Below are 25,810 nucleotides of genomic sequence, written 5' to 3'. Positions count from 1 at the left end.
AAAGACAGTTAATCCTCGGTTTTTCTGTAGAACTTGTATCGTTTAACTAAAAGTGGAATGGTTGAGATGATTAAATAAGAATGAGGTGATTCAACGTGGGGCACAATCACAATCACGGAAGTGATCAAAGAGAAGGCAATAAAAAAGGACTCATCATTGCACTTACCATTACGACAGGAATTATGGTATTAGAGTTTTTCGGGGGAATTATCACAAACAGTTTAGCTTTGTTATCTGACAGTGGTCACATGCTTTCCGATGCAAGTTCACTTGCATTAAGTCTTGTTGCCATTCGGTTTGCCAGCCGACCTCCTTCTCCAACTAAGACCTACGGGTATTATAGATTTGAGATTCTAGCGGCCTTATTCAACGGACTAACCTTATTTTTAATTTCTGGCTTCATTATTTATGAGGCTATTCAACGTTTCAATGAACCTCCATCTGTGTCAAGCGGTACCATGATTCTAATCGCGATTATTGGTCTTATCGCTAACATACTTAGTGCAGTTACTTTAATAAAAAAAGCTGATGTTAAAAGTAATATTAATTTGAGAAGTGCTTATTTACATATAGTAGGAGACGCTCTAGGATCAGTTGGTGCAATCATTGCCGGTATCGTCATGTTGGTATTTGATTGGTATATTGCGGATCCCATCATTTCTGTTCTAGTAGCTCTTTTAATTCTCAAAAGTGCCTGGGGAGTGCTCACGCAAAGTATTCATATTCTGATGGAAGGAACACCACCTTCACTTAATAAAACTGAGATACAGGAGTTGTTAACAGGAATTGATGATGTTCTAGATGTTCATGATTTACACATATGGACCATTACTTCTGGAATGGACTCTTTAAGTTGCCACATGACAATCAGTGATAATGGCAATGAACAAATCATTCTACAAAAGGCTATTCATTTAGTCAGGGAAAGATATGAAATTGAGCACACGACCATTCAAATTGAAAAATCCACCTTTAAACACCCTGAACTACAAATCTAATTTCAATTTCCATATACATTAATTAAAATTAAATGAATGCAAACATCATTGCATTAAATAAAAACCTAATCAAAATTTGTTTTTGATTAGGTTTTATATTTATTATTATTTAAATCGCGCTGTCTAAATTATCTAATCAAAAACACTCAGTTTATACTATTCTAACCCTTCTTGAATGCCGATAAATGCTCGAATCTAGGATAAAAATACTGAGTCTCTTATCTAATTATAAAGTGGAAGGAGTGTTAAAATGCAAGACGATCATTAGTATTACAGGTTTTCTATGTTACATTCTATGAAAACATTCATGCAAAAGAGGTTTCAAGGGTCAGTTTCAACTCTAGACATTTACATAATGTAATGGGAATTTATTTATTTGCTAAATAAGCTTGTCGATCTAAAAGTGCTTTATTCGTAATTTCCTCTGCATTATCCTTTTCAGACTTGTACCATTCAAAAAAAATCATGGCTAGAACCACCCCATAGATCACTTCCTGAATAATTTTCATTATGATGCCGCCCAATTGCTGATCATCAACTGGTGAAAGACTAGAAAACATTTCCGGACCCGACAGGCCAAGAGAAGATAAGTTGGTTAGTGTTGAGACAGGCACACAAAGCTCCATCGCTTTCATCCACGCTTCTCCACTTGTATAGGTTTCATACATAGGTTCACTAGCAAAGATGATAATAGCACAAGCTGGTGTTATCAATATAGCACTGCCAATGATATAGCCAATTTTACTTAGACCATGAACTTGAGGCTCACTGGAGAGTTTGTGCATGATTGGCCACCAAAGAAAAATAGCTGAAATAAACAATATTAGGGTATACAGAGTATGATACGATTCATTCTGTTTGATGAAATCAAAAATAACCGGTACATGATAAAAAGAGAATAATCCACTGAACACAATCAGAGAGAAAATTGGTCTCGTAAAGAACCGGAAAATTTTACGAATAAAAATTTTGGAGAATAATTTTTGCCACATCCATACTGGAATTCCTGAAATCAATAACGGTGGAACTAGCATCAAGAGTAATGCCATTTGAACCATATGAACAGAAAACATAATATGGCTCAACAAATCTACGGGTGACCCTTTCAATGCATAAAGCAATACGATAGCAATAACAAATGCACTTGCTTGTTTAAGTGTCAATGCTTCACTGTCTTTATAACGATTCCGTATTTTGACTGTAATTAAGAAGTATAGAATGAGTATCAGTAACGTTGAAACGATAAAAACCGGACTCCATAATGCTTGAAATCCAAATATATTTAAAGGCATAAAATTCGCTCCTTTTTTCTGCAAATTATTGATTAAGTAAAACCTTGTTAATACTCCAACTGAAAATATAAACCAAGCTTGACCCTATTCAATAGTATTTTTCATGGACACGATCTTCGATTTATTCGTTATTCTTCACCACCGGGTATGGTGATTTGTTTCTTTGGCATTGTATGCATGTCTCGTGCCGTCACGTGAGATGTGACATCATACGTGCCTTTTTTTTGAAAAGTAAATCTACCTTCGTAATGCTTATCTTGGTTTAAAGACGCATCGATCATTTCTTTGTCGCCAGAAGATAAGTTTTTCACTTCAAACTTTACTTCATCAGCATCATCTACAACTTCTTTATCTTGTGTAACAGCGGCAATAAAGAATACTTCTTCTCCAACTTTTGCAGTTTTAGGAACGGATAAATCAACTTCCACTATTCCAGATATTTCATTCGCCGTTGTTGAGTTCTTATCTTCATTAGTTCCACATCCACTAAGCGTGAGAACTGCAAGCACTACACCAATTGCCAATAATCGTTTCATTTATCATACGCCTCGTTTCCATAGTTTGTTGCCATTGTAGCAATAAATCATTAGTATAACTGTGACAGAACCCGCAATTTTCTTGTATCCTGAATACCAGTACTCTTTGTTACCAGGTTAAAGTAACTATAATCTTTCAATTTATGCAGTTTCTGCATCGTTTTGTTTAAATATCTACATAATTAAGACAATATATAGCCTGTCTTCTTTGTTAGAATGAATTAAGTCTTTAAAAAGGATAGGTGAAGTAATTTGTTTGAGCAATTAAGTTTATTCTTGGCATTTGGGGCAGGTTTGTTGTCTTTTATTTCCCCATGCTCCCTTCCTTTATATCCAGCTTTTCTCTCGTATATAACTGGTGTCTCTTTAGATGAGTTAAAAGAAGAAAAAGGCATTTTAAATAAGAAGGCAATAGTTCATACCATTCTATTCCTTACAGGCTTCTCGATTATCTTTTTGGCGATGGGATTCTCCACTTCGTTTATTGGAACCATCTTCATTCAATATCAAGACCTACTCAGACAAATTGGCGCAATCATTATGGTGTTTTTCGGATTAGTCATTATGGGGGTTCTGAATTTTGATCTTTTACTTTCAGAAAAGAAGATTCAATTTAAGAAAAGACCTAAGGGGTACACTGGATCCGTGTTAATTGGAATGGGATTTGCTGCTGGGTGGACACCCTGCACAGGACCTATTCTTGCAGGCGTTATTGCTTTAGGCGTATCAGATCCAGGGAGAGGCATGTTGTATATGCTCTTTTATGTACTTGGATTTTCTATACCGTTTTTAATTATGTCCCTATTCATAGGAAAAATGAAATTTCTCCAAACAAGAAGTGGGTTATTTATGAAAATAGGCGGTGTGTTCATGATATTAATGGGTGTCTTATTGTATTTTGATATGATGACTAAAATTATTGCTTTTTTAACTCCATTTTTTGGCGGTTTCACTGGTTTCTAAATTAAGTTACGTGCATTAAGAAAGGACTGATATAACTATGAATAAGCGAAAAAATAATCGTTTCATTATACGTATTTCAATTCTTATACTTCTGGTTGCTTTAATCATCTTCACGATATACAACAATTTAACAAAGGAGACAACAGGCGTCTTAAAAGTAGGGGATATGGCTCCTAACTTTGAGCTTGTTGATATGAATGGAAAAACACATCAATTATCGGATTATCAAGGGCAAGGTGTGTTTTTAAACTTTTGGGGTACTTGGTGTAAACCTTGTGAGAGAGAATTTCCTTTAATGGACAAACAGTACAAAGTGTATAAGGATAAGGGAGTTCAAACACTAGCAGTGAACATTGCAGAATCTGATTTTGTCGTTCAACAATATATCGATCAAAGAAACTTAACTTTTCCAGTTTTAATCGATAAGACGAAAAGTGTGATGCATTCTTATAATATTAATCCATTACCTACAACATTTCTTATCAATTCAGAAGGTCAGATAGAAAAAATCATAACTGGCGAAATGACTGAAGAAGACATTAAGGCCTATATGGAGCAAATACGACCAAAATAAAACTACTCTCTGTAATAGAGAAAATTGGACCAAAGCGAATCACGTACTTCATCTGAGTTTAGTGGCAGTTGCAAATGAAAACTGATATTTGACTGGGGTCAGAACGATAGCTCCTAACAGCAAACGCTTTGAAAGAAACTCTAACGTGTCGCTTTCCTCTAAAAAGCCCGATAACCACGATCTGTACGGCTTCGCCTACATTTCGTAGGTTCCTGTTCTTTTCATTACGAGGAAACGAGCCGAAGAGAGTAATTTCAAAAAGAAATGAAGAAATGGAGGGCAGCCAAATGGCTGCCTTTTGTTGTTGTATTTTTTGCTTTTGTCCTCCGGATCGTACAGATTCCCAACCTGTCTAAGCCCGAAACAAAGGCAGACTCCTAGGCGTTCGCCCTCCCTCTGTTTCGAACAAAGACAGGAGCCGACTAACCACCAGAACAACAGTCAAGGGGCGAAAAACTTTTTCACATCACGCTTGCGCAGAAAAACTTTTTACGCTGGTACCCTTGACTGGTCGGCTATTGGATCTGTTCGTCCTTCGTGTCAAAAGGCAAAAAATAATCCCTTTTGGGACATTTACCGCCCGGAGAACAACACAAAAAAGGAGCGAAACAAATCATGACATTAAACAAGATGATTGAAATCGTACGTATTAAACAAGAAATCCGAGAGGTGGAAGAAGCCTATACGAGCTTACTACCTAAACAAATTCGTTCACCAAAAGATGCCATCGAATTCATTCAAGCCATGATAGCAGAGGAGGACAGAGAGGTGTTTTTGGTACTTTGCCTCAATGTAAAAAACCAGATTATTGCCATTCATAAAAGCCATGTGGGTAGCTTAAACGCTAGTATTGTTCATCCAAGGGAAGTGTTCAAATCAGCTATTCTAAATAATGCAGGGAGTATCATGGTAGCTCATAACCATCCAAGTGGTAACTGTCAGTACTCCCCGGAAGATATTGAAGTCAGTGAACGACTAAAAGAAGCCGGAGATATAATGGGCATTGAGGTATTAGATTCCATCATCGTCAGTCACTCAGACGGCATTTCTTTAAGAGAAAAAGAATTGATTTAAAGAGGCTAAAGGGGAGCTTTCCCCTTTTGTTCAAGAATAAAAAAGGGCTATTCAATATGTCTCTTTTAGTAACCTTCCAATTTGAATTCATGGTAACACCAGTAAATAATTCTTTCTGGTGTTATTAATTTTAGTAGGATTTTTGAAAAGGATGTTGAGTAACTCAACAAAATGGAGGGAAACCCATTGAAAAATGCAACAAAGGAGATTTTGACCCATTACCCGAAATTAGCTTGCTATATAGAAAAAAAGGAAATCCCAAAAGATTGGACACCATTGAATGAAAATGAACAAGCGTTCGCATCCCTTGCCCGATTATTTGAGTACGAAGAAACGTTTGACTTGAATCGGTTATTTAAAGAAATAGATTCGGACTGGATCTCCTTTGCGTTAGAAAGAATTTGGACGTATTACCACGAGGATACCTATCTCGCGAAAACACAGAAACCCTTAATTATCAAAAATCCAAGCGATTTATTGAGTCAACAGAATTTTGCTGAACTTATGAATGAGTATGGTTACACTATGGACGTAAAAAAGATTCACATGTATCGAAAGAGAGGGAAATTACCAAAAGAGACAGCTATTATCGGTGGAAAACCTTATTGGGTAAAAGAAGACGTTCAAAACTATATACAAAACGAACGACAATGATTAAAAATAGAAAAGAGAGCACCTTTGATCTGAACCCAAAAAGTTAGACACGAATATTAGGCGGCAGATGAGGTATGATTTCGGTATTGAACCGGACTCATGCCTTTTAATTTTGCCTTAATTCGTTTGTGGTTGTAGTAATCAATATATTGTTCTAATTCTTGCTTGAGATGATCGATACTTTCAAACTCTTTAAGATATAATAACTCAGATTTCAATAAACCAAAGAAACTCTCTATAACCGCGTTATCAAGACAATTCCCTTTACGGGACATGCTTTGTACAATATTGTTTTCCTTCAATGTGTGATTATATTTTTTCATCTGATAATGCCATCCTTGATCGGAATGGAGGATTGGAGAGTCTCCGTCATGGATTCTCTCTAATGCTTTATCTAACATCCTGGATACTAATTGATATACTGGACGTTTCTCTAGATGAAATGCAATGATTTCCCCATTGTATAGGTCTAAAATAGGTGATAAATACAGCTTTTCACCACGGAGTGGAATTCTGTCACATCAGTAACCCACTTTTCATTCGGCTTAGAAGCCTTGAAATTACGCTCCAAAATGTTTGGTGCGACCGTTCCGACATTTCCTTTGTAGGAACGATACTTCTTCATCCGTACCATGCATTTTAGTCCAAGTTGATTCATTAACTTAAGGACCGTTTTATGATTAAGTAAATAACCACGATTCCGCAAATCTATCGTAATCCGGCGGTATCCATATCTCCCTTGGTGTTCCTCAAATATCTGTTTTATTACACTCTTAACTAGCTTGTGCTTGTCAGGATGCTTCATTTTCTCGATCCAGTAATAGTACGTGCTACGTGGAAGGTCAGCGACCTTAACTAAGTTAATGATTTTATACTTATGCCTTAATTCAAAAATCACTTGTGCTTTGTCTTGTTCTGTAATCTTTCCTTTTCTTGAACTAAGGCATTCAACTTTTTTAGATAGTCATTCTCCATACGTAAACGTTCATTTTCGGCTAATAACGCTTCTTTTGAATCCTCTACAAATATCATTTTCTTCACTTCTTTTTCCATAGGTAGACGCTCCCTTTTTCTTGGTTGTAGAGCGTCTATCCCTTGTGTCTCAACGATTTTTAACCATTTTCCAATAGTGGCATCTGAAGAAATATTAAAAATCGCAGCCGTTTCGCGGAAAGACGTCCCGTTTTCGTTCATGTAATTGAGTACGTCTATTTTAAACTCTTGTGAATAATTTGTATATCGAGGTCGTAATCCACTCTCCCCATGATGTTCAAATAATGCAATCCATTTAATCACTTCAGATTTTATTACACCAAATTGCTTAGCTATTTCATGTTTTGAAACATTGTTTTCAAGATAAAACTTCACTACGTTCAATTTGAAAGCAGTACTAAATTTAGTCATAAAAAATTGCACCTCCAATTGTTAGTTGTGTCTAACAATTGGGGTGCAGATCATTTTAGTGGTGCTCATTTGTTGTTTTCTTACAATAAATTACATAAAAAACTAAGAATATTTTTATTTTTTCTAGTTCTAATTTTTAATAAGCCTCATGATTTACATATCAAAGCACATATAGCAAAATTTTTTCATATTTCGGCTCTAAATGAACATTCTGTTATCGCAAGGCTGCAAATATCCGTACACTCCCAATATCGACGTGCTTTACCTTCAAACAAGAAGAAAAGACAGTGTTACAGACTTCTAAACAGTCCAAAAATGCTGGAATACATTCTTCACAATGCACATTTGTAATATTATTCCTCCACTAATTATATTATTCGTTTTTATTTCCACCCATTGCTTTCCCAAAATTTAAGATGTGGTTAAACATTTTTTGTATAAAATTTTTCCGTAAAATGTAATATTGCATAGATTCTGCTTATTTATTCAGTACACTATTAAAGTGAAATATAAAAATTAATTTCGTAATATACTTTAAAAAAACAAAAATCTTGACAATATTATGAAGAATTCTAGCTAGTAGTAGAAAGACTTAACTATCATACATTAGTAGGTGAATTTCAAATGAAATTAAATATATTTTTATTCATGCTATTGTTATCTCTACTCACTGCCTTTGGTTATCTTTTATTTTTATATGAGGATATGTCTACACTGAAAGTTAAAAATCCCGAAAATACTCGTATTCAAAAAGAGTTCGAATTCAAAAAAGATAATTTGTATACATTTTCTCCATTAAGACTTTATCCTTATAAGACTACTTCTAATATAGGTATTTCCAATATATCTTCAGGTGTAAATTACCCTACATTAACCGATGAAAACAGCATTTCGGACTTTAATTCAAAAGAACAAGAAATCTTAAATTTCCCTATAGTTTATCAAAATCCAGAACTTCCTAACGGATGTGAAATAACAGCAGTAACATCAGTTTTTCACTATTATGGTTTTCTTATAGATAAAATTAAAATGTCTGATTACTACCTTTACCAATCACCTATTGTGACGGTAAACAACCGTAGGTACGGACCCGATCCAAACATCGGCTATGCTGGAAGTCCAAAGAATGCAAAAAATGGATGGTATGCATTTGCGGGTCCAATAGAACAAGCTGCAAAGGTGGCATCCAAATCATTAGATACTAGGTTGAAAACAGAAAATGTAAGTGGCAGTACTGTAGAAGAAATAGATAATTGGTTAAAACAAGGAGTTCCTGTAATCATGTGGGTTACTTTAAATTTAGAAGAACCCAAGATAAATGGGGGTTGGTACATAAATGGGACTAATAAATTTCATCGTTCATACACAAATTTACATACAGTAGTCTTACTGAAATCAACAGAAAATGAAGTGATTGTTATGGATCCTCTAAAGGGATATGTTAAACATGATAAAACCACATTATTCAGAAGTTACGATTCTCTAAATAAACAAGCAATTGTCATTAAGGATTTCTAAGATTTCTCTTTAATGTACGGATAGCAAATTTTATTGGAGCGAAACAGCTTGAAAAAGCCCGGCATATTGCCCAACAATCGGTCATATTGTCTATTTTATTTGGCATATTAACGGGAATACTAACTATGTTCTTTGCAACACCATTATTAAAGTTAATGGGAATAGAAGATAATGTGCTAGAGGCAGGGGTTAGTTACTTTAAAATAGTAGCAATTCCCTCTGTATTTATGTCTTTAATGTTTGTACTAAGTTCGGTCTTAAGAGGAGCTGGTAACACACGCGCCTCGCTTTATTACTCATTCTTACCGGTGCATTTCAAGGAGCAAATAATAATAAGTTCCCCATGTATCTGACTTAAGTAGGTATGTGGGGGATTCAAACATTACTTGTATATGTACTAGGAATTCAACTGGGATAGGGACTTCTCGGTGTTTGGATTGCAATTGGGATAGACATCACTTTTAGAGCCGTAGTCTTAACTATACAATTCACACGTGGGAATTGGATTTCTGTTAAAAAAGATGCAGAAGATGAATGTCATCCTCAAACATCAAAAGAGACGATGTCCGGATGCGTTAATAACTATTAACTCCAACTGTAAAGGAAAACCTGGAGATTGCACCCAAAATGCTAAAAAGTGAGCCAATCGAAGCAATCAGAAAACGCAGCGCAGATCTCTTGGAGAAAGTCGGTCTTTCCAATCGGGCAATGGCTTACCCGGCAACACTTTCCGGCGGGCAAAAACAGTGCGTAACTATTGAGCGCACTCTTATGATGAATCCAGATATCCTGCTGTTTGATGAACATACTTCTGCCTTGAATCCTGAACTTACCGGTGAGGTATTGCAAGAAATCAAGCGTCTGGCCGAAGAACATATGAAGATGAGTGTAGTGACGCATGAAATGGAATTTGCCAGAGAAGTAGCAAACCGGGTCATTTTTATGGACAACGGGGAAATCATAGAATCCGGTCATCCAGCTGACTTGTTTATGAATCCCCAGCATAACCGTACGAAAGTTTTTTTGAATCGTACTCTAAATAAATCGTTATAAGAATATTTCTTGAATGCAGCATAGCATACAACAGTTAATTTCAATTGTGGATAAGAAAGCCTTATTGCAGATGTAGTTTGCAATAAGGCTTTTTCAATGTTATTAAATACTTATTTATTTATGGAAAATAACATAGAAAAGATGTGCGGTGCATAAACTAAAAAACGTCTAACCGCATGATAGTTTGCAGTTAGACGTTTGGAAATGTAAGTTTATTTTTTTGCTGAAGCTACTTGAGATACTTTTGCTATACGCTTAGCACCCATATATTTGGCACCCCAGTAGTAAGGATCGTTTAATTTCGACACAGAGACACCTTTACTGGATGAAGAATGTGCGAATTTGCCGTTTCCGATGTAAATTCCAGCGTGGGATACACCTTTACCTGAAGTATTGAAGAATACCAAATCTCCAGCTTTAAGATTCTTCTTTGAAACTGACGTACCAACATTTATCATCCCAGCAGTTGTTCTTGGTAAGGCAACACCAGCTTTTTTATATACATACCCGATAAATCCTGAGCAGTCAAAGCCTTTTGTTGTAGTACCACCCCAAACGTACTTTGTACCCATCACTTTGTTTGCAGTCGATACGATTTGTGTTGCATTTATACTTGAAGCAGCTTCTGCTTGATTTGCAAGTGGAGCTAAAAAGATGAATGACGATAGTGTAACTATTGAAATGCCCTTAAGCAACCGTGACTGTAATTTCATATAAAGTAAAATCCTCCGATGTTAGCTCTAGGCTGAATTTTTTTCTAAACTTTAACTAAACCCAGTCTACCACGATATGTATTTGTTATAATATTCGTAATATTATACTTATTAAACAACATATTTTTTATATCGAGCAGTATTTTAATCACATCAAAAACAGAAGTCCCCTTTTCAAATGAAAAGGGGACTTCTGTTTACTTTTAATAATATTTTTATCCAGCCATTTTTTCACAGGCTTCTGCACATTTACGGCAAGCCTCGGCACATTCTTGACAGTGTTCATGATCATGTTTGGCACATTCTTCAGCACATGATCTACATATCAAGGCACAAAGAGTACAAATTTCTTTGATATGTCTGCTCTCAGTCTGCATTGCCGTAATCGCAAAGCTACAGATATCCGCACATTCCCTATCAAGTTTAATGCAATCTCTCATCATTCCAATATGCTCTTCCTTTAAACAAGCAGTAAAGCAGTTGTTGCATGCTTCTAAACATTCCAAACAGGCCTTAATACATTCCTCATATTGTGAATTCATTTATTATTCCTCCTTAACGTATTGTCTTCCCTACATGTATTACCAAGGGTTTAAGGAGTTAAACACTCAAATTAAATATGTTCCAATAAATTTGAAACTGCATAAATTCTGCATATTTTCGGGGTATTCTAACTAATTTACAGTGCATTTTGATTTGCAAGTTTTATGATAAAATGATGGTAAGTACAATCGAAAAAGATCCATTTTTCTAATTGAAGATAAAGAGGCTTTCTTATGTCCACATTTTGCTCACCATAATCGTAACCAAAATATAATTTATTGAATTGGTGTATTCACATCAAACTATAGAAGATGACGGTCACCTCCTAATTCATTCATAAACAATGAGTTCTGCATAATTTCTGCAAAAATTAGGGGTATACTATTTATAATCAAGTTGAAGGAGGGTTTTATAAATGAAAAATGTGTATAAAAAATTGTTATTATTCCCAGCTCTAGCGCTTGCATTGAGTGCATGTTCAAACTCATCTCCCGAAAAAGATGATATGGAAGGCATGGATCATGAAAACACGGATATGGGTTCCAGTTCTGAAGAAAGTTCCTCTTCTGAAGGTAGTATGGAAGGAATGAACCATTCAGGGTCAGGTGAAATTCCTGATGGATTGGCTGAGGCAGAAAACCCTACTTATGAAGTTGGCAGTACAGCTGTCCTCCAAGCCGATCACATGGAAGGCATGAAAGGCGCCGAAGCAACCATTGTAGGTGCATTTGATACTACGGTCTATACCATTTCGTATACCCCCACTACTGGCGGTGAACGGGTGGAAGATCATGAATGGGTTATCCACGAAGAGTTAAAAGATGCTGGAGCAGAACCATTTGAACCTGGTGCGGAAGTAACAGTTGAGGCCGACCATATGGAAGGCATGAAAGGTGCTACTGCAGTAATTGATTCAGCAAAACAAACAACCGTTTATATGATTGATTACACGCCGACTAACGGTGGTGAAAAAGTGACCAATCATAAATGGGTTACAGATAGCGAACTTTCCGCTAAATAAGAAAAAAAGAAGAGCTTATCCTCTATGGATAGGCTCTTCTTTTGGTTCATGATACTTTTCTAAGATTATTCTGGCTGGTTATTCGCATGAGGATCCGGGGTGAAATCTGAATTAAATCCATCGTAAGTAACTTGAGTGACCATTCCAGCCGCAGCGTGATGCAAATCATGACAGTGGAACATCCAGTTACCAAGATTGTCTGCTTTGAATGCAACCACATATTCTTCACCAGGTTTTAAATTTAGAGTATCTTTTATGATTGGAGAGCCTTGAACTGGCTTTCCATCCTTACTTAGTACCTGGAAGAAGTGACCATGTAAATGCATTGGATGCTCATCGCGTTTAGAGTTATTCACCAATTTCACTTTGACCAAATCTCCTTCTTTGACTTGAAGTTTATCTGTATCTGGATATGTTTTATCATTAATTGTATACTTTTCGCTAGCTCCTCGGGAAACAGTATTTAGGTCCATCGTATATTCCAGATCAAACTCCTGGTCAAGTGAAAACTCTGCTTTCTCTCCTTTACCGTAGGAGGTTAAATCGAATACTGGCAAGGTCTCATTCTCGTTTGCTTGATCAAGACCTTCACCTGAAAAGCCCTCGTACTTTATTAAGGCTTTCATTCCCTGAGTAGGTTCCATGTCTCCGTGGCTTTCTAAATACCACTCTCCAGGGTTATTTGCAGTAAATTCTATATCATAGCGTTCGCCAGGTGCAATTCTAATGAGTTCATCTTTAATTACTGCCGGGTCATTAATTTCCTGTCCGTCAGTACCGATCACTTTAAAGTCATGGCCGTGTAGATGCAGTTTATGAGACATAAAACCAGCATTAGTCAGACGAAGTCTCACTTTTTCCCCTTCTTTTACCGTCAAAGGAGTAACGTCCTTCCCACTTTTACCGTTTATGGTAAACGTATCATACATACTACTCATGTCATGTCCCATAGCATCATCTTCTTCGGTGACGCTCGGTTCACCGGACATGCCTTCCATGTTACTGTGGTCCATCCCTTCCATAGATTCAGATTCTGCACTTTCGCCCATCTGCATTAACTCCATGTCACTCATCCACTCATCTAGGACCAGGGAGTAGTCTCTATCGTATTTTTCATCTTCGTTACTCTCTATAATAAATGAACCATAAAGACCTTTATCTACTTGGTTTACGCCATCTTGATGTGAATGATACCAATAGGTTCCCGAAACCGACGCATTGAACTCATAAGTGAAACTTTCCCCCGGTTGTACAGCATTCATTGTTAATCCAGGTATGCCATCCATATTGTTCGGAACAGGGATACCATGCCAATGAATTGTAACTGGAACTTTCAATTCATTTTCAAGTTTGATTTTAACCTCTTCCCCTTCCTTCACTCTAATCTCAGGACCAGGGGAAGAACCATTAAATGTCCATGCAGTTACTTCTTTCCCCTCTGTTAACGTGTGCTTACGTTCTTGCGCAATTAGGGTAAATTCATTCATTTCTATTTTGCCTGTGGAGACAGTCTGTAGTAAATTCTGAGTCAGAGTATCCTTAGCAGAAGTTTCTTGATCGTTCTCTTCTTGCCCTCCCATATCCATATTGCTGTGATCCATACCGACCATTGAATCTGAACATGCAGCGAGTATTACCATGAATAAAAATAGGCTGAATATCAGTATCAGTCTTTTGTTCATAATTTTTGACACCTCCATGTAATTTCATAATTAACGATACATCAAAAGTAAGGAGAAACTATGCAGAACCCCTGTTTCGCCGTATTTTCATAAAAACTTCACAAGTCTTAATATTCATTCCAGTGTATATGAAAAATGGCTTACCTAAACTCTAAAAATTTAGAGTTTAGGTAAGCCGTTATCATTTGCTGCCACCGAGACAACAACAGAACGCTATTGAATTAACTTAAGTTTATATATCATTATATCTTTTAGCGTTCTTAACCATAAATCTTCTATATACAAATAGAATGATGGAAATTAATATCGCAAGAAGTGACACCACTTGAGCAGTACGAAATTCACCGACTAGATATAGGCTATCCGTTCGCATTCCTTCAATGAAGAAACGACCTGTTGAATACCAAATGACATAAAACAAGAACACTTCTCCCCGAAGTAAATTTACGCGACGGAGCATAATCATGAGGATAACACCAATAAAATTCCACAGTGATTCGTATAAGAACGTTGGATGATAATAGGTACCTTCGATTTTCATTTGATCAATAATCCAATCCGGCAATAGCATATTCTCAAGAAAGTCACGTGTAACCGGTCCACCATGAGCCTCTTGATTCATAAAATTGCCCCACCGGCCAATAGTTTGACCAATTAAGATACTAGGTGCTGCAATATCCGCAACTTTCAAAAACGATACCTTTCGTTTCTTTGTAAACAAGTATGCCACTATCAATGAAGCAATTAATGCTCCATGTATTGCTATACCACCCTCCCAGATTCGAAAAATTCGATTAGGGTTCTCAGAATATTGCTGCCATTCAAAAAGTACATAATAAAAACGTGCTCCTAAAATGGCTGTTGGTACCGCCCACATTAATAAATCCGTTAAGAAATCCGGATGGAACCCATGCTTCACCATCTCTCTTTGTGCAACGATAAAGGCCACAACGATTCCTGCAGTAATAATTATCCCGTACCACCGTACATCGATGGGACCGAGGGAAAAAGCAATTGGATCGATAATTCCAAGTGATAAATTCATTTAGCATCTCCTTCTTAATTATAGGTAGCATCCATTCCTACACCATACCTGCAAGGGTTAAGTCAGCTCCTGTTTTTAAATAGCCCAATACGTGATTGTATCAACCACTCCAATTATAACCAGTAAGACACCTGCAGTTTTTTGCACAACGAATCCAAATCTTTTACTGTTCTTAAATGTACGGTTGTCCAGTTCAAGGAACCACATCATCACAAGAACAAGCAATAAAGGCAAGGAAGTTGCTATTCCAAATAATGCTGGCAATACCAGTCCATAAGTAGAAGTTAGTGTAAGAGGCATCAAAGAAACAAAGAAAAGAACAAACATGGTTGGACAAAATGCTATGGAGAAGCTCACCCCCATCAAGAAAGAACCAAGTTTTCCTTTTCTAAGTTTAAGAGGGATTCTGCTTGTAATCCGGTTGATTAAATTAAGTTTGAAGACGCCAAGTAAAACCAGTCCCACGAAAATAATCAAAGGACCTACTAGATTTCTTAAAAAGGGAAAATAAGTGACCATGCTTTGTTCAAATGTGTGACCAAACAGCCAAACAAGAAGGCCCAGTGAACTGAATACAACAATTTTCCCGAGTATAAATGAAAGAACATCCAGCCAATCGGTTCGGTTTTGTATAGTACGATTCCCGTAATAGGTGATGGCACTAATATTCCCAGTCAATTGACAGGGAGCTAATGCGCCAACAAGTCCAAGGAATATGGCCACCAAAAACGGGTATTCCGAAAAAGAATGTGCAAAGATACTAAAAGGTTCACTCAATGTCGTGCTTATTTTCGACAATAAACTGTACATATTCAATATCCTTTCTAGTCATGCAATGTTCCTTTTTCCGCAATCATTTTCCACGTTTTCCCCGAGTCCTGAGTTTGATAAATATCATTTTCATAGGATGCAATGGTAATTTCCTTTTCGTCGATTGGATTTACAGCTATCTGGAGAATCGGATTATTCTGGCTTAATTCAGGTATCTTAAGACTTTCTAAATCACCATTATCCAAGTTGAACCTAACCAATTTCACTTTTTCGTTTTCGATGCTTGCGTATATTCCGTCTTTTTCCGTCAATGTAACGTACGTAATTACAGTTGGCGCCCCCAAAAGCTTAAACGAATTCCCAAAGTCTTTGGATTGAAACAGCCCATCTTGGCTCCCTATTACAAGTTTCGAACTAATGGATGGATGTGCTGCAACATTCGAAATATATTGAGAATTGAATCCCTCCATTTTGGAATGTGTCCAGCTATCTCCATCATCATCTGAATAATTAAGGCCAAAATCAAGTTTATCCATAGGTCCTTCATTGATTAAATAAATTGTATTGGTTTCATAACCTGCCGACATGTAATGAAAGTCTGCTTCCCCATAAAAAGCCAATTGTTCAAAACTGGCTCCTTCATCCACACTCTTTATAATTCCAAAGGGATTTTTAAAATCCGAGTTTGGTTCCGGGTGACCACTTGAGTAAAACCCCACTTTAACAGGAGAAAAACCCATATAATCGTGTTTTTCACTTGTTGCTACTTTCCAATTGTTATCGTATTCGTATAACCCTTCATGAGTAGCAATCATGACCGTTTCTTTTCCATTTGGATAGCCAAGTCCATGCATATGATCGATTTTTTCATTTTTCACCTTCTGGAATTTATAAACATCATCATCAGAGTTACAGGCACTTAAAAAAATCAGTGACATCGCAACTACAATCAATTTAATTTTCTTAGTCATGATCTAACCTCCGTTATTTCCATTTATAACCGATTCCCCACACGGTACTCAAAAATTGATCAGTTGGAAAACCTGCTGTCTTTAGTTTGTCTCTTAAGTTCCTTATATGCGAATCTACTGTTCGAATATCGGTGGAAGAATGATAATCCCAGGCGACCAATAGCAGTTGTTCCCTTGTATAAGTGCGCATCGGGTGCTTAATCAAAGCTTCAATTATTTTATATTCCTTCATCGTCAGTAAGGCATGCTTATCCTGGTAAAATAACGTATACGATTTTGGATCCAATTCATAATCATCATATTTAATGATTCTTTGCTCCATTTTCTCATTTGGTATACGTCTCAATAAAGCATGAACTCTAGCAAGGAGCTCCTGATCATCAAACGGTTTCGTTAAATAATCATCTGCTCCAACTGTTAACCCTTTCACAATATCCGTTTTATCCGTCCTTGCTGTCAACATCAAAATGGGAACTGATGAACGTTCCCGTATTTTTTCACACGTTTGCCATCCATCCATTTCGGGCATCATGACATCCAGGATGACCAGGTGAATCTCTTTTTCGGAAAGAACTGCCAATGCTTTTTCTCCACTCTTTACCTTAATGCATCTATAACTTTTAGGGATTAAAAAAAGTTCCAGTAAATCCAACATCCTTTGTTCATCATCCACTAACAAAATTGTTTGCATCGTCAAACCTCCCTTAAATCATAATTGTGAACTGACTTCCTTTCCCCAATTCGCTTTTCACCTCAATACTACCCCCATGAGCTTCAACCAGTTCTTTTACAATAGAAAGGCCCAATCCAGAACCCCCATATTCTCTGGACCGCGACTTTTCAACCCTAAATAGTCTTTCGAAGATATTTTCCATATCAGTTTTTGGGATGCCAATACCTTGGTCAGTCACTCGAATCACTGTTTTGTCATTTTTCTGTTCGATTTCCAAACTCGTAGTGGTTCCCGTAGGTGAATATTTAAGTGCATTATCCAATAAGTTCATCACGATTTGCTCCAAACGCAAGGGATCAGCACATACTTCAAAGTTTTCCAGAGATTTCATTTCCAACTGGATGCCCTTTATATTAAATGAAGGAAGCATTCTTTTATAAAGGTGGGAAAAGAATGGCATGGATTGAAACGCTTGTTTTGAAACTGTAAAACTGGTTTCATTCATTTTTGCCAAATCAAACAGATTTTTCACTAATTCAGTCAAGCGTATTGATTCCTCGTCAATAATAGCAAGGTATTTTTGTCGATCTTCCTCAGTCAGTTCTGGTCGCATTGCAACTTTGGAATAACCCGATAGATATGTTAACGGCGTCCGTAATTCATGCGAAATTGATGCCAAAAATTCAATACGTTCTTTCTTCACCCGTTCTAAATCAGAAGCTAATTTCTGTATAGCAACCGATAAATCCCCTAACTCATCTTTTCCTTGGGAAGGCAATTTAACATTAAAGTCCCCTCTACTAAGTTTCTCTGTCGCTTCTTTCATTCGGATTAAAGGGGCAGTCAAAAATCTCGAAAGTATGATATAGACTAAGCACAAGATGATTAAACTGGCCAATCCGGCCAACATGAAATGAAAATTAAGTTTCTTGACAAGAGATTGAATGGTGTCAGTGCTTTGGAAGAGAATGACGTAGCCAGCATGTTCTCCATTCAGTTTGTACGGATGCAAACTGGCGATAAAGTCTTCTCCCTTCCAGTTTTTTTCAATGACTTGGTCTTCAGTGAATTCTTGACTCGAAATACGATTCAGTAGCGTATCAACAGTCTTAGTTTCACCCTCCGAACGTATAATCACATTGAACTGTTCGTCAGCGATGACTACCCTACGTTCACTGCCATACTCCATCAACACTATGTGACGCATGGTATCATCCGAAAAATTATCTTCAAGCACTTCTCTATGATTTGAACCCTTTGACATCAATTGTGAATATTCCTCATCAATTCTGGAATGCACAATCGTTTGATGAAGGTAAACCATCAACAATGATTCCATGATCAGTACCGTGACTATAAAGTAAGTAGCTAGTTTAATCGAAATTCTATTCATTATAGAAAACACTTCCCTTTGTTCATTACTTAATAATACTTGAAAAATATGAAGAAATTATGCAGACACAATACTGTCATTTACTTGGAAAAGATAACAATTTAATTTTACAGCTTAAATGTGAAAACGACCCCCAAAGGAGTCGTATTTTTACTTAATTCAAAGTTTTGCGCGTTGCAGTCGCAAAGCGTTTAAAACAACCGATACCGAACTAAATGCCATTGCAGCACCAGCAAGCCAAGGCGCTAAGAAGCCTGCTGCTGCAATAGGAATTCCTACTGCATTGTAGGCTAACGCCCAGAACAGGTTTTGTTTGATATTACGTACAGTCAAACGACTCATTTGAATCGCGTCAACTGTTCGCATCAAATCTCCCTGCATCAAGGTGATATCCGCAGCTTCCATGGCGACGGCAGTTCCAGTGCCCATGGCCATCCCAACATCAGCCGTTGCTAGTGCTGGTGCATCATTCAACCCATCACCAGCCATCGCCACCCTTCGTCCATCAGCCTTCAGCTTAGCTACAACATGTGCTTTTTCTGTAGGCAGTACACCAGCAAAAACTTCTTCAATTCCCACTTGTGCGGCAATAGCACGCGCAGTACCTTCTTGATCGCCTGTCAGCATGACTACATGCAATCCCATTTTTTTCATTTCGGAAATCGCCTTTGCTGAAGAGTCTTTGACAGTGTCCGCAACTGCTATTAATCCTGCGTATTTCCCTTCTACAGCCATAAACATAACGGTTTTGCCTTGAGATTCTAATTGACTCGCTCCTGTTTCATCGAAAGCTACCTTCGACTCGTTCAGAAGTTTTCGAGTACCAATCAATAAATTCGAACCGTCTACGACTGCGCGAATTCCATACCCAGGAATGGCTTCAAATGATTCAACCGCAAGTTTCCCATTATCGCCATACGCGCTTATCGCTGTTGCGACAGGATGCTCCGACTGACTTTCTGCCGCAGCAGCAAGCGAAATGATACGATCCCGGTCAAATCCTTCTGCCACCACAAATTCAGTCACTTCTGGACGGCCATTCGTGATGGTTCCCGTTTTGTCCAACACGATCGTGTCGATGTGTTTTGTATTTTCCATGGCTTCTGCCGTTTTAAATAGAACACCTAGTTCTGCTGATCGACCGGATCCAGCCATAATGGAAGTGGGTGTCGCCAATCCAAGGGCACACGGACAAGCAATGACAAGTACCGCAATCGTGCTTTCCAAAGCATTCGCAAAATCACCCGGGGAAACAATGAAATACCAAGCGATAAATGTAAGAATAGCAATACCAACAACGATTGGCACAAATATACCTGAAATTTGATCGGCTAATCGTTGAATCGGAGCTTTTGAGCCCTGTGCTTCTTCAACTACACGGATGATATTGGACAGTATCGTATCTTTACCAATATTCTGAGCTTTTACACGCAACGTTCCATTGGCATTGACGGTAGCCGCATAAACAACGTCACCTGTAGCTTTATCGACCGGCAAGCTTTCTCCAGTCAGCATCGATTCATCCACGGCTGAGTTACCAGAAATGACTTCTGCATCCACAGGGATGGATGAACCTGGTTTAATCATCAGGATGTCTCCGATTCGGACATCATCTATTGGAATTTCCTGCGTTGTGCCTTCTCGCTCCACAAATGCCGTTTTGGGTTGAAGTTTCATTAGCTTTTGAATGGCATCGGATGAACGGCCCTTTGCTCGAGCTTCAAACACTTTACCCAAAATAATCAAGGTAATTAACACTGCACTTGTTTCAAAATACAAGCCAATACTGTGAGCGCCTAAATGAGCTAAATTCGTTAAAACTAAATAAACGCTGTAAAAATAGGCTGCAGACGTCCCTAAAGCAACTAATACATCCATATTGGCACTTTTATTACGAAGCGCAAAATAAGCTCCTTTATAAAAGGTCCAGCCTATCCAAAACTGTACAGGTGTTGCAAGTGCCCATTGCACAAAAGGATTCATCAAAAATTCTGGAACGTAGATCCATGACGTGAATGCAAAGTGAGCCACCATGGTCCATAGAAGTGGAAGTGATAATAGCGCAGAGATAAGAAATAGACGTGTTTTCTTTTTAATCTCCACTTTGCGGTGATCTAACTTAACACCCATTTGTTCATTCTTAAATTCAGCGTCATATCCAAGGGATTGAATTTTTTTTATTAAATCATTCGACGACAAAATGCTAGGATCGTATGAAACCCGACCAGTCTCCAAAGCCAAATTAATCGATGCGTTCTGTACGCCTTCCATACGATTTAGTCCTTTTTCAATACGTGTCGAACATGCAGCACAAGTCATCCCAATTATATTTAAATCAACTTCTTCCTTCAGTACGTCATAACCTAGGGTCCGGATTTTGTCCTGTAAAGAAGTTACGTTTGTTTTCTCCTGGTTATAGGAAACACTCGCTTTTTCGGTCGCAAAATTAACTGTCGCATCCGATACCCCTTCCATTCGCTGCAATCCTTTTTCTATTCGATTCGCACAAGCAGCACAGGTCATGCCGGTTATCGCAATGTCCGTCTTTTTTTCAGTCATAGTCTTTCACTCCTCTCATACCGCAAGGGGGTATATTATTGATAAAAAAATTACTGCGATTTACGCAGCATTCTTCTCATTAAGCCCCTACAGTGTATCCTTGATCTTCAATCGTATCTGTAATTTTTTGAACATCCACTTCATTGTTAAACTCCACATCAACTGTCCCAGCATCTAATTGTACATTGACTTTCTCCACGCCGTTAAGTGCACCCACGCTATTTTCAATTGCTTTCACGCAGTGACCACAAGACATTCCTTGAACCTGTAAAGTAACTTGATTTGACATATGAAATTCCTCCTTTTATTTTCTCATTAATTTTTGAATCGTCACTAATAATTCATCGAGCACTTCTTCGTCACCTTCAGCTAAACGGTCAACTACACAGCCCTTTAAATGACCTTGTAAAAGAACTTTCGCTACACTGTTTAAGGCTGACTGAGTGGCAGAAAGTTGGGTGATGATATCATCACAATAAGTATCCTTATTAACCATACTTTTAATCCCTCGAATTTGACCTTCAATCCGGTTCAATCGATGAACTAAATCAATCTTTACAGATTCGGGATGATGACTTTTTCTACAACATTCCTCAGAGACTACAGGACTCAGTGATGTTGACTCCAATATATTACCCATCAAATCAGCCTCCATTCTTGATTAAATCTATTATAACATACCCATACAGGGTATGCAAAGGATAGTATATATGGGTAAAATGCCCGGCATTTACTAATTGCTGTAAAGTTGCTGTTAGGCCTGTGAAGTTGACGTGTTTATCAGGAAGTCTTCCAGTCCGACACGGGAAATGAATTTATGGAATGGCTCTCTCTTCTTCCCATTTTCCGAATAATAATAGACCATTTTTTCAATACGGGCATACAACTCTTCGGGAGTCAGTTTTTCGCCAACCAGTTTTCCTACCTCTGCATCATGGCCTTTTGATTTTCCTCCTATATATAAATTGTACGTGTCTTTCATTTTCATGATTCCAATGTCTGATACCATTGGTTCACCACATCCAATAGGACAGCCTGTATATGCAGGTTTTAAGGTGAATGGTACAGGTATTCCAGCTATTCTCCGATTGATTTCTTTCGCCACCGGCATTCCTTCTTCTTCAGATCCTTTACAGAAGTTACATGTACGTAAACTTTTGACGAAGTTTCCTACAGGATAACAATGAAGGCCTACTAGTTCGAACTCTTTTTTGATTTCCTCCCACTTATCTTCCTCAACCTCCAAATACACTTGTTGGAACGTTGTCAGTTCCAGTTCGGCATCTTGCGGTAAATACGAGGCCAAAGTTATCAGCTGTTTAGCATTTAATTTGGAGCCAAATGAAATCCCTCCATTAACTGCAACTTTAATCGTCTTAGGTATACTCATGTACAAATGCTCCATTTCAGCTAGTCATTATGAATCGTATCTTCATTACACTCATTATATGTACCCGGTGGGGGTATGTAAAGTACAAAAGACTATTTTTTAAAGATGATTTCCTACCTATTTAACAACTAACTGTCCAACCATTCCGTTCTCTTTATGACCAGGAATTGTACAATAAAATTCATATGTTCCCCTTTCATTGATGGAGAAAGTCATTTCACTCGTTTTCTGTGGCTCTGCATGCAAATGCAACACATTCTTCTCTCCCCCATGCTGGTGCTTTGATTCACTGACCATTTTAAAAGATACATCTTTAATTTCTAGATCATGTTCAATTTGATCCGTATTTTTCAACTCAACTGTTATGGGTTTGTTTTTCTCAATAACCATTTCCTTGGGTGAATATTTCAAATCAGACATTTCAATCACAATTTTATTGATTTCTGTTTTTGTATCAGGATCATTATGGGATTCTGACTGAGTTTCCTGTGGTAGAGCTTTAGATTCTGCTTTTTCCATTTCGAATGAATTTCCTAATAATAAAACACCGCCAACCAACAAGGACGTTAAAATTGGTTTAAATAACCAATCCATATTCTCAATTGTAGCATTGTTCGAGGTCGACAGTGTGACCATCAAAAAAATGGTACAAAACGAAAGAAGTAAAAAAAACTTTATCAACACATTTGCTTGGTCTGCCGGAATCATTTCACCAAGCATCGCCCCCATCATCCCGCCCATCAAACCAGACATGGTTCCTTCTAGAGATGAAAGGAAACCAAAACACGCTCCGCATAGACAACCTGCCACTATCCCGTAACCCATACCCAAAATTGTCGAAAGAAATAAATCCCCTTGATACACTGTTCCAAAAGTAATCCCAGCAGTTAAACCAATATTCATGCCCAAGAACATTGAAACAATCATTCCTGACATAGACGAGAAATGTTTCTTCCTTCTTAAAGCTAACAGTATGGTAAACAGTGAAATGCCACTTATTAAGGCCAACACATATAAATGAAAGTCACTCACTATCAGTACCCCCTTTGGGTACATGCTATGAGTAAAAAATTTAAAAAATACCAACTATATTCGATGGAAATTTACCCCTACGCACAAATTGAACATGAAGGTGTTTTAGTTGACTGAGTTGGGAACGCATCTAAAAAAGAGGTTAAAATTGCAGAAGGATATAGATTGGATGACGTACAAAACACCATAAAAGTTCAAAAACATTATCTTATTGGTTTTGAAGAAAGAAACTATAACATGATATCTGGAACGTTTTATGTTCGAGCGTTTATTAATCTATACGCTGATGCAGAGGGTCTGATTTTTGAAGAATTGCTGTTAACCATAAAAATGAAATCCTTTCTTCTACCTGTAAAGAAATGCGACTACCTATTACGTCTTCACCCTTTAAACGTAGTCCTTTAATAATTACATCTAACAAATCGAAAGAAATCTTCCCGATGATTATTGTGGCATTATTTATGGGAATCCTGATTTTTGGTTTTATTATCAGAATCTATAAAGCAACGATGATTAGGCTGAATTAGGTACTTTTCAGGTATACTTATTTAAAGAGCAACTCCAATAGTAATTAAAGGGCTATTGTAACTGGTGATTTAATCCTTTTTAGTCCTAGGAATGTTTAACACTGTTCTTGAAATAAGTGAAATATTCACATTTCGCTTTCGAAGTTTTACACAAATACTTTAAGACGGAAAAAAACCCATTTGATCAAATGGGTTCTTTTTTTGAAATCATTAGTAATTTTCAGAAAAAATAATAGTTATCGGCATCCATCTTGCCATCTGTTTAGTCGAATGGACTTGTACTATAACTATCAGTCAAAAAATAATTGCCGTCGCTACTATTATCCATCGTTGCCTTCATTGCATCTAGGTCATTGAAATGCCACCATTCAGAAGCTAAGGGCGATAGTCCTGCATTTGTTGAATACGATTGGAGCATAATTGCCGGTTCGTTCATTGTTTCTGCTATAACGGAGTTTTTCCAAGCCAATGGTATCGTTGATTTCACTGGTGCGGTAAATGTAACTGCCGTAACACTAAGTTCGTGTATTTTTGTAGGCATCTTATATTCCGTATAATCGGTAATTTCAATACCAGCATATTCACCGATTACAATTTCTGTTGTAGCGTGGATTTTAGCTAAACTCGCATCAATCGCATACCCCATCTGATGATTCGAAACGTTTGTCGCAATAAACCAATTCACTCCCCATGGTTCTGCACTAATACCAGCCTTAACCTCTCTATCCTTATTCGCTAATTTAGTCAATTCACTCACAACTGACTGTTGTACTGGATATGGTCGATACCCTTCAAGAATAATCAAGGAATTGCCATCTGCCAAAGCTTCTTGCTGGGCAAGAAATATCTTTCTTGACATCGAATATAAAACAGGTACAATAAACTCTTCTTTACCAAGCCTCTTATTATATGTTTTACCAGAATACAATGATTTACCGGTTATGTTCGGGATGGATTTTCCTGATGACATATATCGGGAGGAATAGGTATTGGTATTGTCGTAAATAATGGATGGAATGACATCAGGAAGATTTACTAAACAAAATGTGTGTTCTACCCACCCTGTAGAAGTATCATTTTTAATTAACCACCAATCCCCTTGCTCCTCCAAAACCTCGAAGGCAGTGCCTGCTTTTAATGTTTCTATAGTTTGAGCATCTGAATTTCCAGATGTTTTTAAATCCAAGGCTACAGAAGTATAACCCGTCGCTCCAGTTACGGGAAATTCCAAATCCACATTGTATCGCTGTGAAGGTGAGGGAGGTGTCGGCTCTAAGTTTGGTGTTGTTTCTTCAGTCCCTGGTGGTACATTTACGGAATCCTCATTCTCGTCAAAACGGTTTAAAAAAGCTGTTAACATAAAGATTAAAACTAACACAAGTATGACAAATACAAAGAATTTTCTCCTCATTAATCTAGCCATA

General features: G+C 37.4%; 25 protein-coding genes and 2 pseudogenes. 10 read left to right on the top strand and 17 right to left on the bottom strand.

The genetic code is table 11. From position 1 onward, the window contains the following. Positions 1 to 95: 95 nt before the first annotated feature. Positions 96 to 998, top strand: coding sequence for a cation diffusion facilitator family transporter (locus ACHUE4_RS09825; RefSeq protein ID WP_394189469.1), 903 nt, complete (start codon positions 96 to 98; stop codon positions 996 to 998). Positions 999 to 1,366: 368 nt separating this feature from the next. Here the strand turns inward: ACHUE4_RS09825 and ctaG are convergent, their stop codons facing one another. Together ctaG and ACHUE4_RS09815 are read right to left on the bottom strand one after the other, a co-directional pair. Next, positions 1,367 to 2,290 (bottom strand): cytochrome c oxidase assembly factor CtaG, encoded by a 924-nt coding sequence (gene ctaG / locus ACHUE4_RS09820; RefSeq protein ID WP_394189467.1) that lies wholly within the window; start codon positions 2,288 to 2,290, stop codon positions 1,367 to 1,369. Positions 2,291 to 2,418: 128 nt separating this feature from the next. Beyond that, positions 2,419 to 2,826 carry a FixH family protein gene (locus tag ACHUE4_RS09815; protein WP_394189465.1) on the bottom strand — a complete coding sequence of 136 codons (408 nt, stop codon included), beginning with the start codon at positions 2,824 to 2,826 and terminating at the stop codon, positions 2,419 to 2,421. A 252-nt stretch (positions 2,827 to 3,078) separates the two neighbouring features. Between ACHUE4_RS09815 and ACHUE4_RS09810 the strand changes: the two genes are divergently transcribed. The 4 genes from ACHUE4_RS09810 to ACHUE4_RS09795 all read left to right on the top strand — a co-directional run bounded on the left by ACHUE4_RS09810 (position 3,079) and on the right by ACHUE4_RS09795 (position 6,091). Continuing rightward, complete coding sequence (locus ACHUE4_RS09810; RefSeq protein ID WP_394189463.1) at positions 3,079 to 3,789, top strand: cytochrome c biogenesis CcdA family protein; 711 nt, start codon at positions 3,079 to 3,081, stop codon at positions 3,787 to 3,789. 37 nt (positions 3,790 to 3,826) lie between these two features. After that, positions 3,827 to 4,363, top strand: a complete 537-nt coding sequence (resA, locus tag ACHUE4_RS09805; RefSeq protein WP_394189461.1) for a thiol-disulfide oxidoreductase ResA — start codon at positions 3,827 to 3,829, stop codon at positions 4,361 to 4,363. 615 nt (positions 4,364 to 4,978) lie between these two features. After that, positions 4,979 to 5,437, top strand: a complete 459-nt coding sequence (locus ACHUE4_RS09800; RefSeq protein WP_394189459.1) for a JAB domain-containing protein — start codon at positions 4,979 to 4,981, stop codon at positions 5,435 to 5,437. A gap of 186 nt (positions 5,438 to 5,623) precedes the next feature. Further along, a complete protein-coding gene (locus ACHUE4_RS09795; protein WP_394189457.1) occupies positions 5,624 to 6,091 on the top strand; it encodes a hypothetical protein in 468 nt (155 codons plus the stop codon). 56 nt (positions 6,092 to 6,147) lie between these two features. On the opposite strand, the pseudogene ACHUE4_RS09790 reads toward ACHUE4_RS09795, so the two are convergent. Next, a pseudogene (locus ACHUE4_RS09790) lies at positions 6,148 to 7,495 on the bottom strand (IS3 family transposase). Between the two features lie 624 nt (positions 7,496 to 8,119). Here ACHUE4_RS09790 and ACHUE4_RS09785 point away from each other — a divergent pair. The 3 genes and pseudogenes from ACHUE4_RS09785 to ACHUE4_RS09775 form a co-directional block, all read left to right on the top strand. Beyond that, positions 8,120 to 9,013, top strand: coding sequence for a C39 family peptidase (locus ACHUE4_RS09785; protein ID WP_394189455.1), 894 nt, complete (start codon positions 8,120 to 8,122; stop codon positions 9,011 to 9,013). Positions 9,014 to 9,033: 20 nt separating this feature from the next. After that, on the top strand, positions 9,034 to 9,366 hold the full coding sequence (locus ACHUE4_RS09780; RefSeq protein ID WP_394189601.1) for an MATE family efflux transporter: 333 nt from the start codon (positions 9,034 to 9,036) through the stop codon (positions 9,364 to 9,366). 241 nt (positions 9,367 to 9,607) lie between these two features. Further along, positions 9,608 to 10,066, top strand: a pseudogene (locus ACHUE4_RS09775) (ATP-binding cassette domain-containing protein); the annotation flags it as partial. A 212-nt stretch (positions 10,067 to 10,278) separates the two neighbouring features. On the opposite strand, the gene ACHUE4_RS09770 reads toward ACHUE4_RS09775, so the two are convergent. Both ACHUE4_RS09770 and ACHUE4_RS09765 read right to left on the bottom strand, forming a co-directional pair. Continuing rightward, the gene (locus tag ACHUE4_RS09770; protein WP_394189453.1) at positions 10,279 to 10,779 is read right to left on the bottom strand and encodes a C40 family peptidase; all 501 of its coding nucleotides are present in this window, start codon (positions 10,777 to 10,779) and stop codon (positions 10,279 to 10,281) included. 215 nt (positions 10,780 to 10,994) lie between these two features. Then, positions 10,995 to 11,321 (bottom strand): four-helix bundle copper-binding protein, encoded by a 327-nt coding sequence (locus tag ACHUE4_RS09765; protein WP_394189451.1) that lies wholly within the window; start codon positions 11,319 to 11,321, stop codon positions 10,995 to 10,997. Positions 11,322 to 11,737: 416 nt separating this feature from the next. Here ACHUE4_RS09765 and ACHUE4_RS09760 point away from each other — a divergent pair, with 416 nt between their 5' ends. Beyond that, positions 11,738 to 12,343, top strand: a complete 606-nt coding sequence (locus ACHUE4_RS09760) for a YdhK family protein (RefSeq protein WP_394189449.1) — start codon at positions 11,738 to 11,740, stop codon at positions 12,341 to 12,343. A 65-nt stretch (positions 12,344 to 12,408) separates the two neighbouring features. Here ACHUE4_RS09760 and ACHUE4_RS09755 read toward each other — a convergent pair whose 3' ends face one another. From ACHUE4_RS09755 to ACHUE4_RS09705, 11 genes are all read right to left on the bottom strand, one after another. Further along, positions 12,409 to 14,025, bottom strand: a complete 1,617-nt coding sequence (locus tag ACHUE4_RS09755; RefSeq protein ID WP_394189447.1) for a multicopper oxidase family protein — start codon at positions 14,023 to 14,025, stop codon at positions 12,409 to 12,411. Positions 14,026 to 14,257: 232 nt separating this feature from the next. Further along, a complete protein-coding gene (lgt, locus tag ACHUE4_RS09750) occupies positions 14,258 to 15,070 on the bottom strand; it encodes a prolipoprotein diacylglyceryl transferase (RefSeq protein ID WP_394189445.1) in 813 nt (270 codons plus the stop codon). 75 nt (positions 15,071 to 15,145) lie between these two features. Further along, on the bottom strand, positions 15,146 to 15,880 hold the full coding sequence (locus tag ACHUE4_RS09745) for an urease accessory protein UreH domain-containing protein (RefSeq protein ID WP_394189443.1): 735 nt from the start codon (positions 15,878 to 15,880) through the stop codon (positions 15,146 to 15,148). A 14-nt stretch (positions 15,881 to 15,894) separates the two neighbouring features. Continuing rightward, positions 15,895 to 16,812 carry a F510_1955 family glycosylhydrolase gene (locus ACHUE4_RS09740; protein WP_394189441.1) on the bottom strand — a complete coding sequence of 306 codons (918 nt, stop codon included), beginning with the start codon at positions 16,810 to 16,812 and terminating at the stop codon, positions 15,895 to 15,897. Positions 16,813 to 16,825: 13 nt separating this feature from the next. Then, positions 16,826 to 17,503 carry a response regulator transcription factor gene (locus ACHUE4_RS09735; RefSeq protein ID WP_394189439.1) on the bottom strand — a complete coding sequence of 226 codons (678 nt, stop codon included), beginning with the start codon at positions 17,501 to 17,503 and terminating at the stop codon, positions 16,826 to 16,828. A gap of 13 nt (positions 17,504 to 17,516) precedes the next feature. Further along, complete coding sequence (locus ACHUE4_RS09730) at positions 17,517 to 18,878, bottom strand: sensor histidine kinase (RefSeq protein WP_394189437.1); 1,362 nt, start codon at positions 18,876 to 18,878, stop codon at positions 17,517 to 17,519. A 159-nt stretch (positions 18,879 to 19,037) separates the two neighbouring features. After that, a complete protein-coding gene (locus ACHUE4_RS09725) occupies positions 19,038 to 21,437 on the bottom strand; it encodes a heavy metal translocating P-type ATPase (RefSeq protein ID WP_394189435.1) in 2,400 nt (799 codons plus the stop codon). A gap of 79 nt (positions 21,438 to 21,516) precedes the next feature. Next, positions 21,517 to 21,726: a copper chaperone CopZ gene (copZ, locus tag ACHUE4_RS09720; protein WP_394189434.1), complete on the bottom strand. Its 210-nt coding sequence runs from the start codon at positions 21,724 to 21,726 to the stop codon at positions 21,517 to 21,519. 15 nt (positions 21,727 to 21,741) lie between these two features. Beyond that, the gene (locus ACHUE4_RS09715) at positions 21,742 to 22,077 is read right to left on the bottom strand and encodes a metal-sensing transcriptional repressor (protein WP_394189432.1); all 336 of its coding nucleotides are present in this window, start codon (positions 22,075 to 22,077) and stop codon (positions 21,742 to 21,744) included. Positions 22,078 to 22,191: 114 nt separating this feature from the next. Beyond that, positions 22,192 to 22,827, bottom strand: a complete 636-nt coding sequence (locus ACHUE4_RS09710) for a nitrite reductase (protein WP_394189430.1) — start codon at positions 22,825 to 22,827, stop codon at positions 22,192 to 22,194. A gap of 117 nt (positions 22,828 to 22,944) precedes the next feature. Then, positions 22,945 to 23,859: a cupredoxin domain-containing protein gene (locus ACHUE4_RS09705; RefSeq protein ID WP_394189428.1), complete on the bottom strand. Its 915-nt coding sequence runs from the start codon at positions 23,857 to 23,859 to the stop codon at positions 22,945 to 22,947. A 147-nt stretch (positions 23,860 to 24,006) separates the two neighbouring features. Between ACHUE4_RS09705 and ACHUE4_RS09700 the strand changes: the two genes are divergently transcribed. Then, positions 24,007 to 24,264 (top strand): helix-turn-helix domain-containing protein, encoded by a 258-nt coding sequence (locus tag ACHUE4_RS09700; protein WP_394189599.1) that lies wholly within the window; start codon positions 24,007 to 24,009, stop codon positions 24,262 to 24,264. A 384-nt stretch (positions 24,265 to 24,648) separates the two neighbouring features. On the opposite strand, the gene ACHUE4_RS09695 is transcribed toward ACHUE4_RS09700, so the two are convergent. Continuing rightward, positions 24,649 to 25,797: an SH3 domain-containing protein gene (locus tag ACHUE4_RS09695; RefSeq protein ID WP_394189426.1), complete on the bottom strand. Its 1,149-nt coding sequence runs from the start codon at positions 25,795 to 25,797 to the stop codon at positions 24,649 to 24,651. Positions 25,798 to 25,810 lie beyond the last annotated feature (13 nt).

This window comes from Paenisporosarcina quisquiliarum, from assembly GCF_043641925.1.
GTDB classification, from domain to species: Bacteria; Bacillota; Bacilli; order Bacillales_A; family Planococcaceae; genus Paenisporosarcina; species Paenisporosarcina quisquiliarum_A.
This window is presented reverse-complemented; position numbering and strand designations above follow the sequence as displayed.

Coding starts and splice junctions, on each gene's coding strand:
- ctaG (WP_394189467.1), bottom strand. CDS start 2,290: ATGCCTTTAAATATATTTGGATTTCAAGCATTATGGAGTCCGGTTTTT.
- ACHUE4_RS09815 (WP_394189465.1), bottom strand. CDS start 2,826: ATGAAACGATTATTGGCAATTGGTGTAGTGCTTGCAGTTCTCACGCTT.
- resA (WP_394189461.1), top strand. CDS start 3,827: ATGAATAAGCGAAAAAATAATCGTTTCATTATACGTATTTCAATTCTT.
- ACHUE4_RS09800 (WP_394189459.1), top strand. CDS start 4,979: ATGACATTAAACAAGATGATTGAAATCGTACGTATTAAACAAGAAATC.
- ACHUE4_RS09785 (WP_394189455.1), top strand. CDS start 8,120: ATGAAATTAAATATATTTTTATTCATGCTATTGTTATCTCTACTCACT.
- ACHUE4_RS09770 (WP_394189453.1), bottom strand. CDS start 10,779: ATGAAATTACAGTCACGGTTGCTTAAGGGCATTTCAATAGTTACACTA.
- ACHUE4_RS09765 (WP_394189451.1), bottom strand. CDS start 11,321: ATGAATTCACAATATGAGGAATGTATTAAGGCCTGTTTGGAATGTTTA.
- ACHUE4_RS09760 (WP_394189449.1), top strand. CDS start 11,738: ATGAAAAATGTGTATAAAAAATTGTTATTATTCCCAGCTCTAGCGCTT.
- ACHUE4_RS09755 (WP_394189447.1), bottom strand. CDS start 14,025: ATGAACAAAAGACTGATACTGATATTCAGCCTATTTTTATTCATGGTA.
- lgt (WP_394189445.1), bottom strand. CDS start 15,070: ATGAATTTATCACTTGGAATTATCGATCCAATTGCTTTTTCCCTCGGT.
- ACHUE4_RS09745 (WP_394189443.1), bottom strand. CDS start 15,880: ATGTACAGTTTATTGTCGAAAATAAGCACGACATTGAGTGAACCTTTT.
- ACHUE4_RS09740 (WP_394189441.1), bottom strand. CDS start 16,812: ATGACTAAGAAAATTAAATTGATTGTAGTTGCGATGTCACTGATTTTT.
- ACHUE4_RS09735 (WP_394189439.1), bottom strand. CDS start 17,503: ATGCAAACAATTTTGTTAGTGGATGATGAACAAAGGATGTTGGATTTA.
- ACHUE4_RS09730 (WP_394189437.1), bottom strand. CDS start 18,878: ATGAATAGAATTTCGATTAAACTAGCTACTTACTTTATAGTCACGGTA.
- ACHUE4_RS09725 (WP_394189435.1), bottom strand. CDS start 21,437: ATGACTGAAAAAAAGACGGACATTGCGATAACCGGCATGACCTGTGCT.
- copZ (WP_394189434.1), bottom strand. CDS start 21,726: ATGTCAAATCAAGTTACTTTACAGGTTCAAGGAATGTCTTGTGGTCAC.
- ACHUE4_RS09715 (WP_394189432.1), bottom strand. CDS start 22,077: ATGGGTAATATATTGGAGTCAACATCACTGAGTCCTGTAGTCTCTGAG.
- ACHUE4_RS09710 (WP_394189430.1), bottom strand. CDS start 22,827: ATGAGTATACCTAAGACGATTAAAGTTGCAGTTAATGGAGGGATTTCA.
- ACHUE4_RS09695 (WP_394189426.1), bottom strand. CDS start 25,797: ATGAGGAGAAAATTCTTTGTATTTGTCATACTTGTGTTAGTTTTAATC.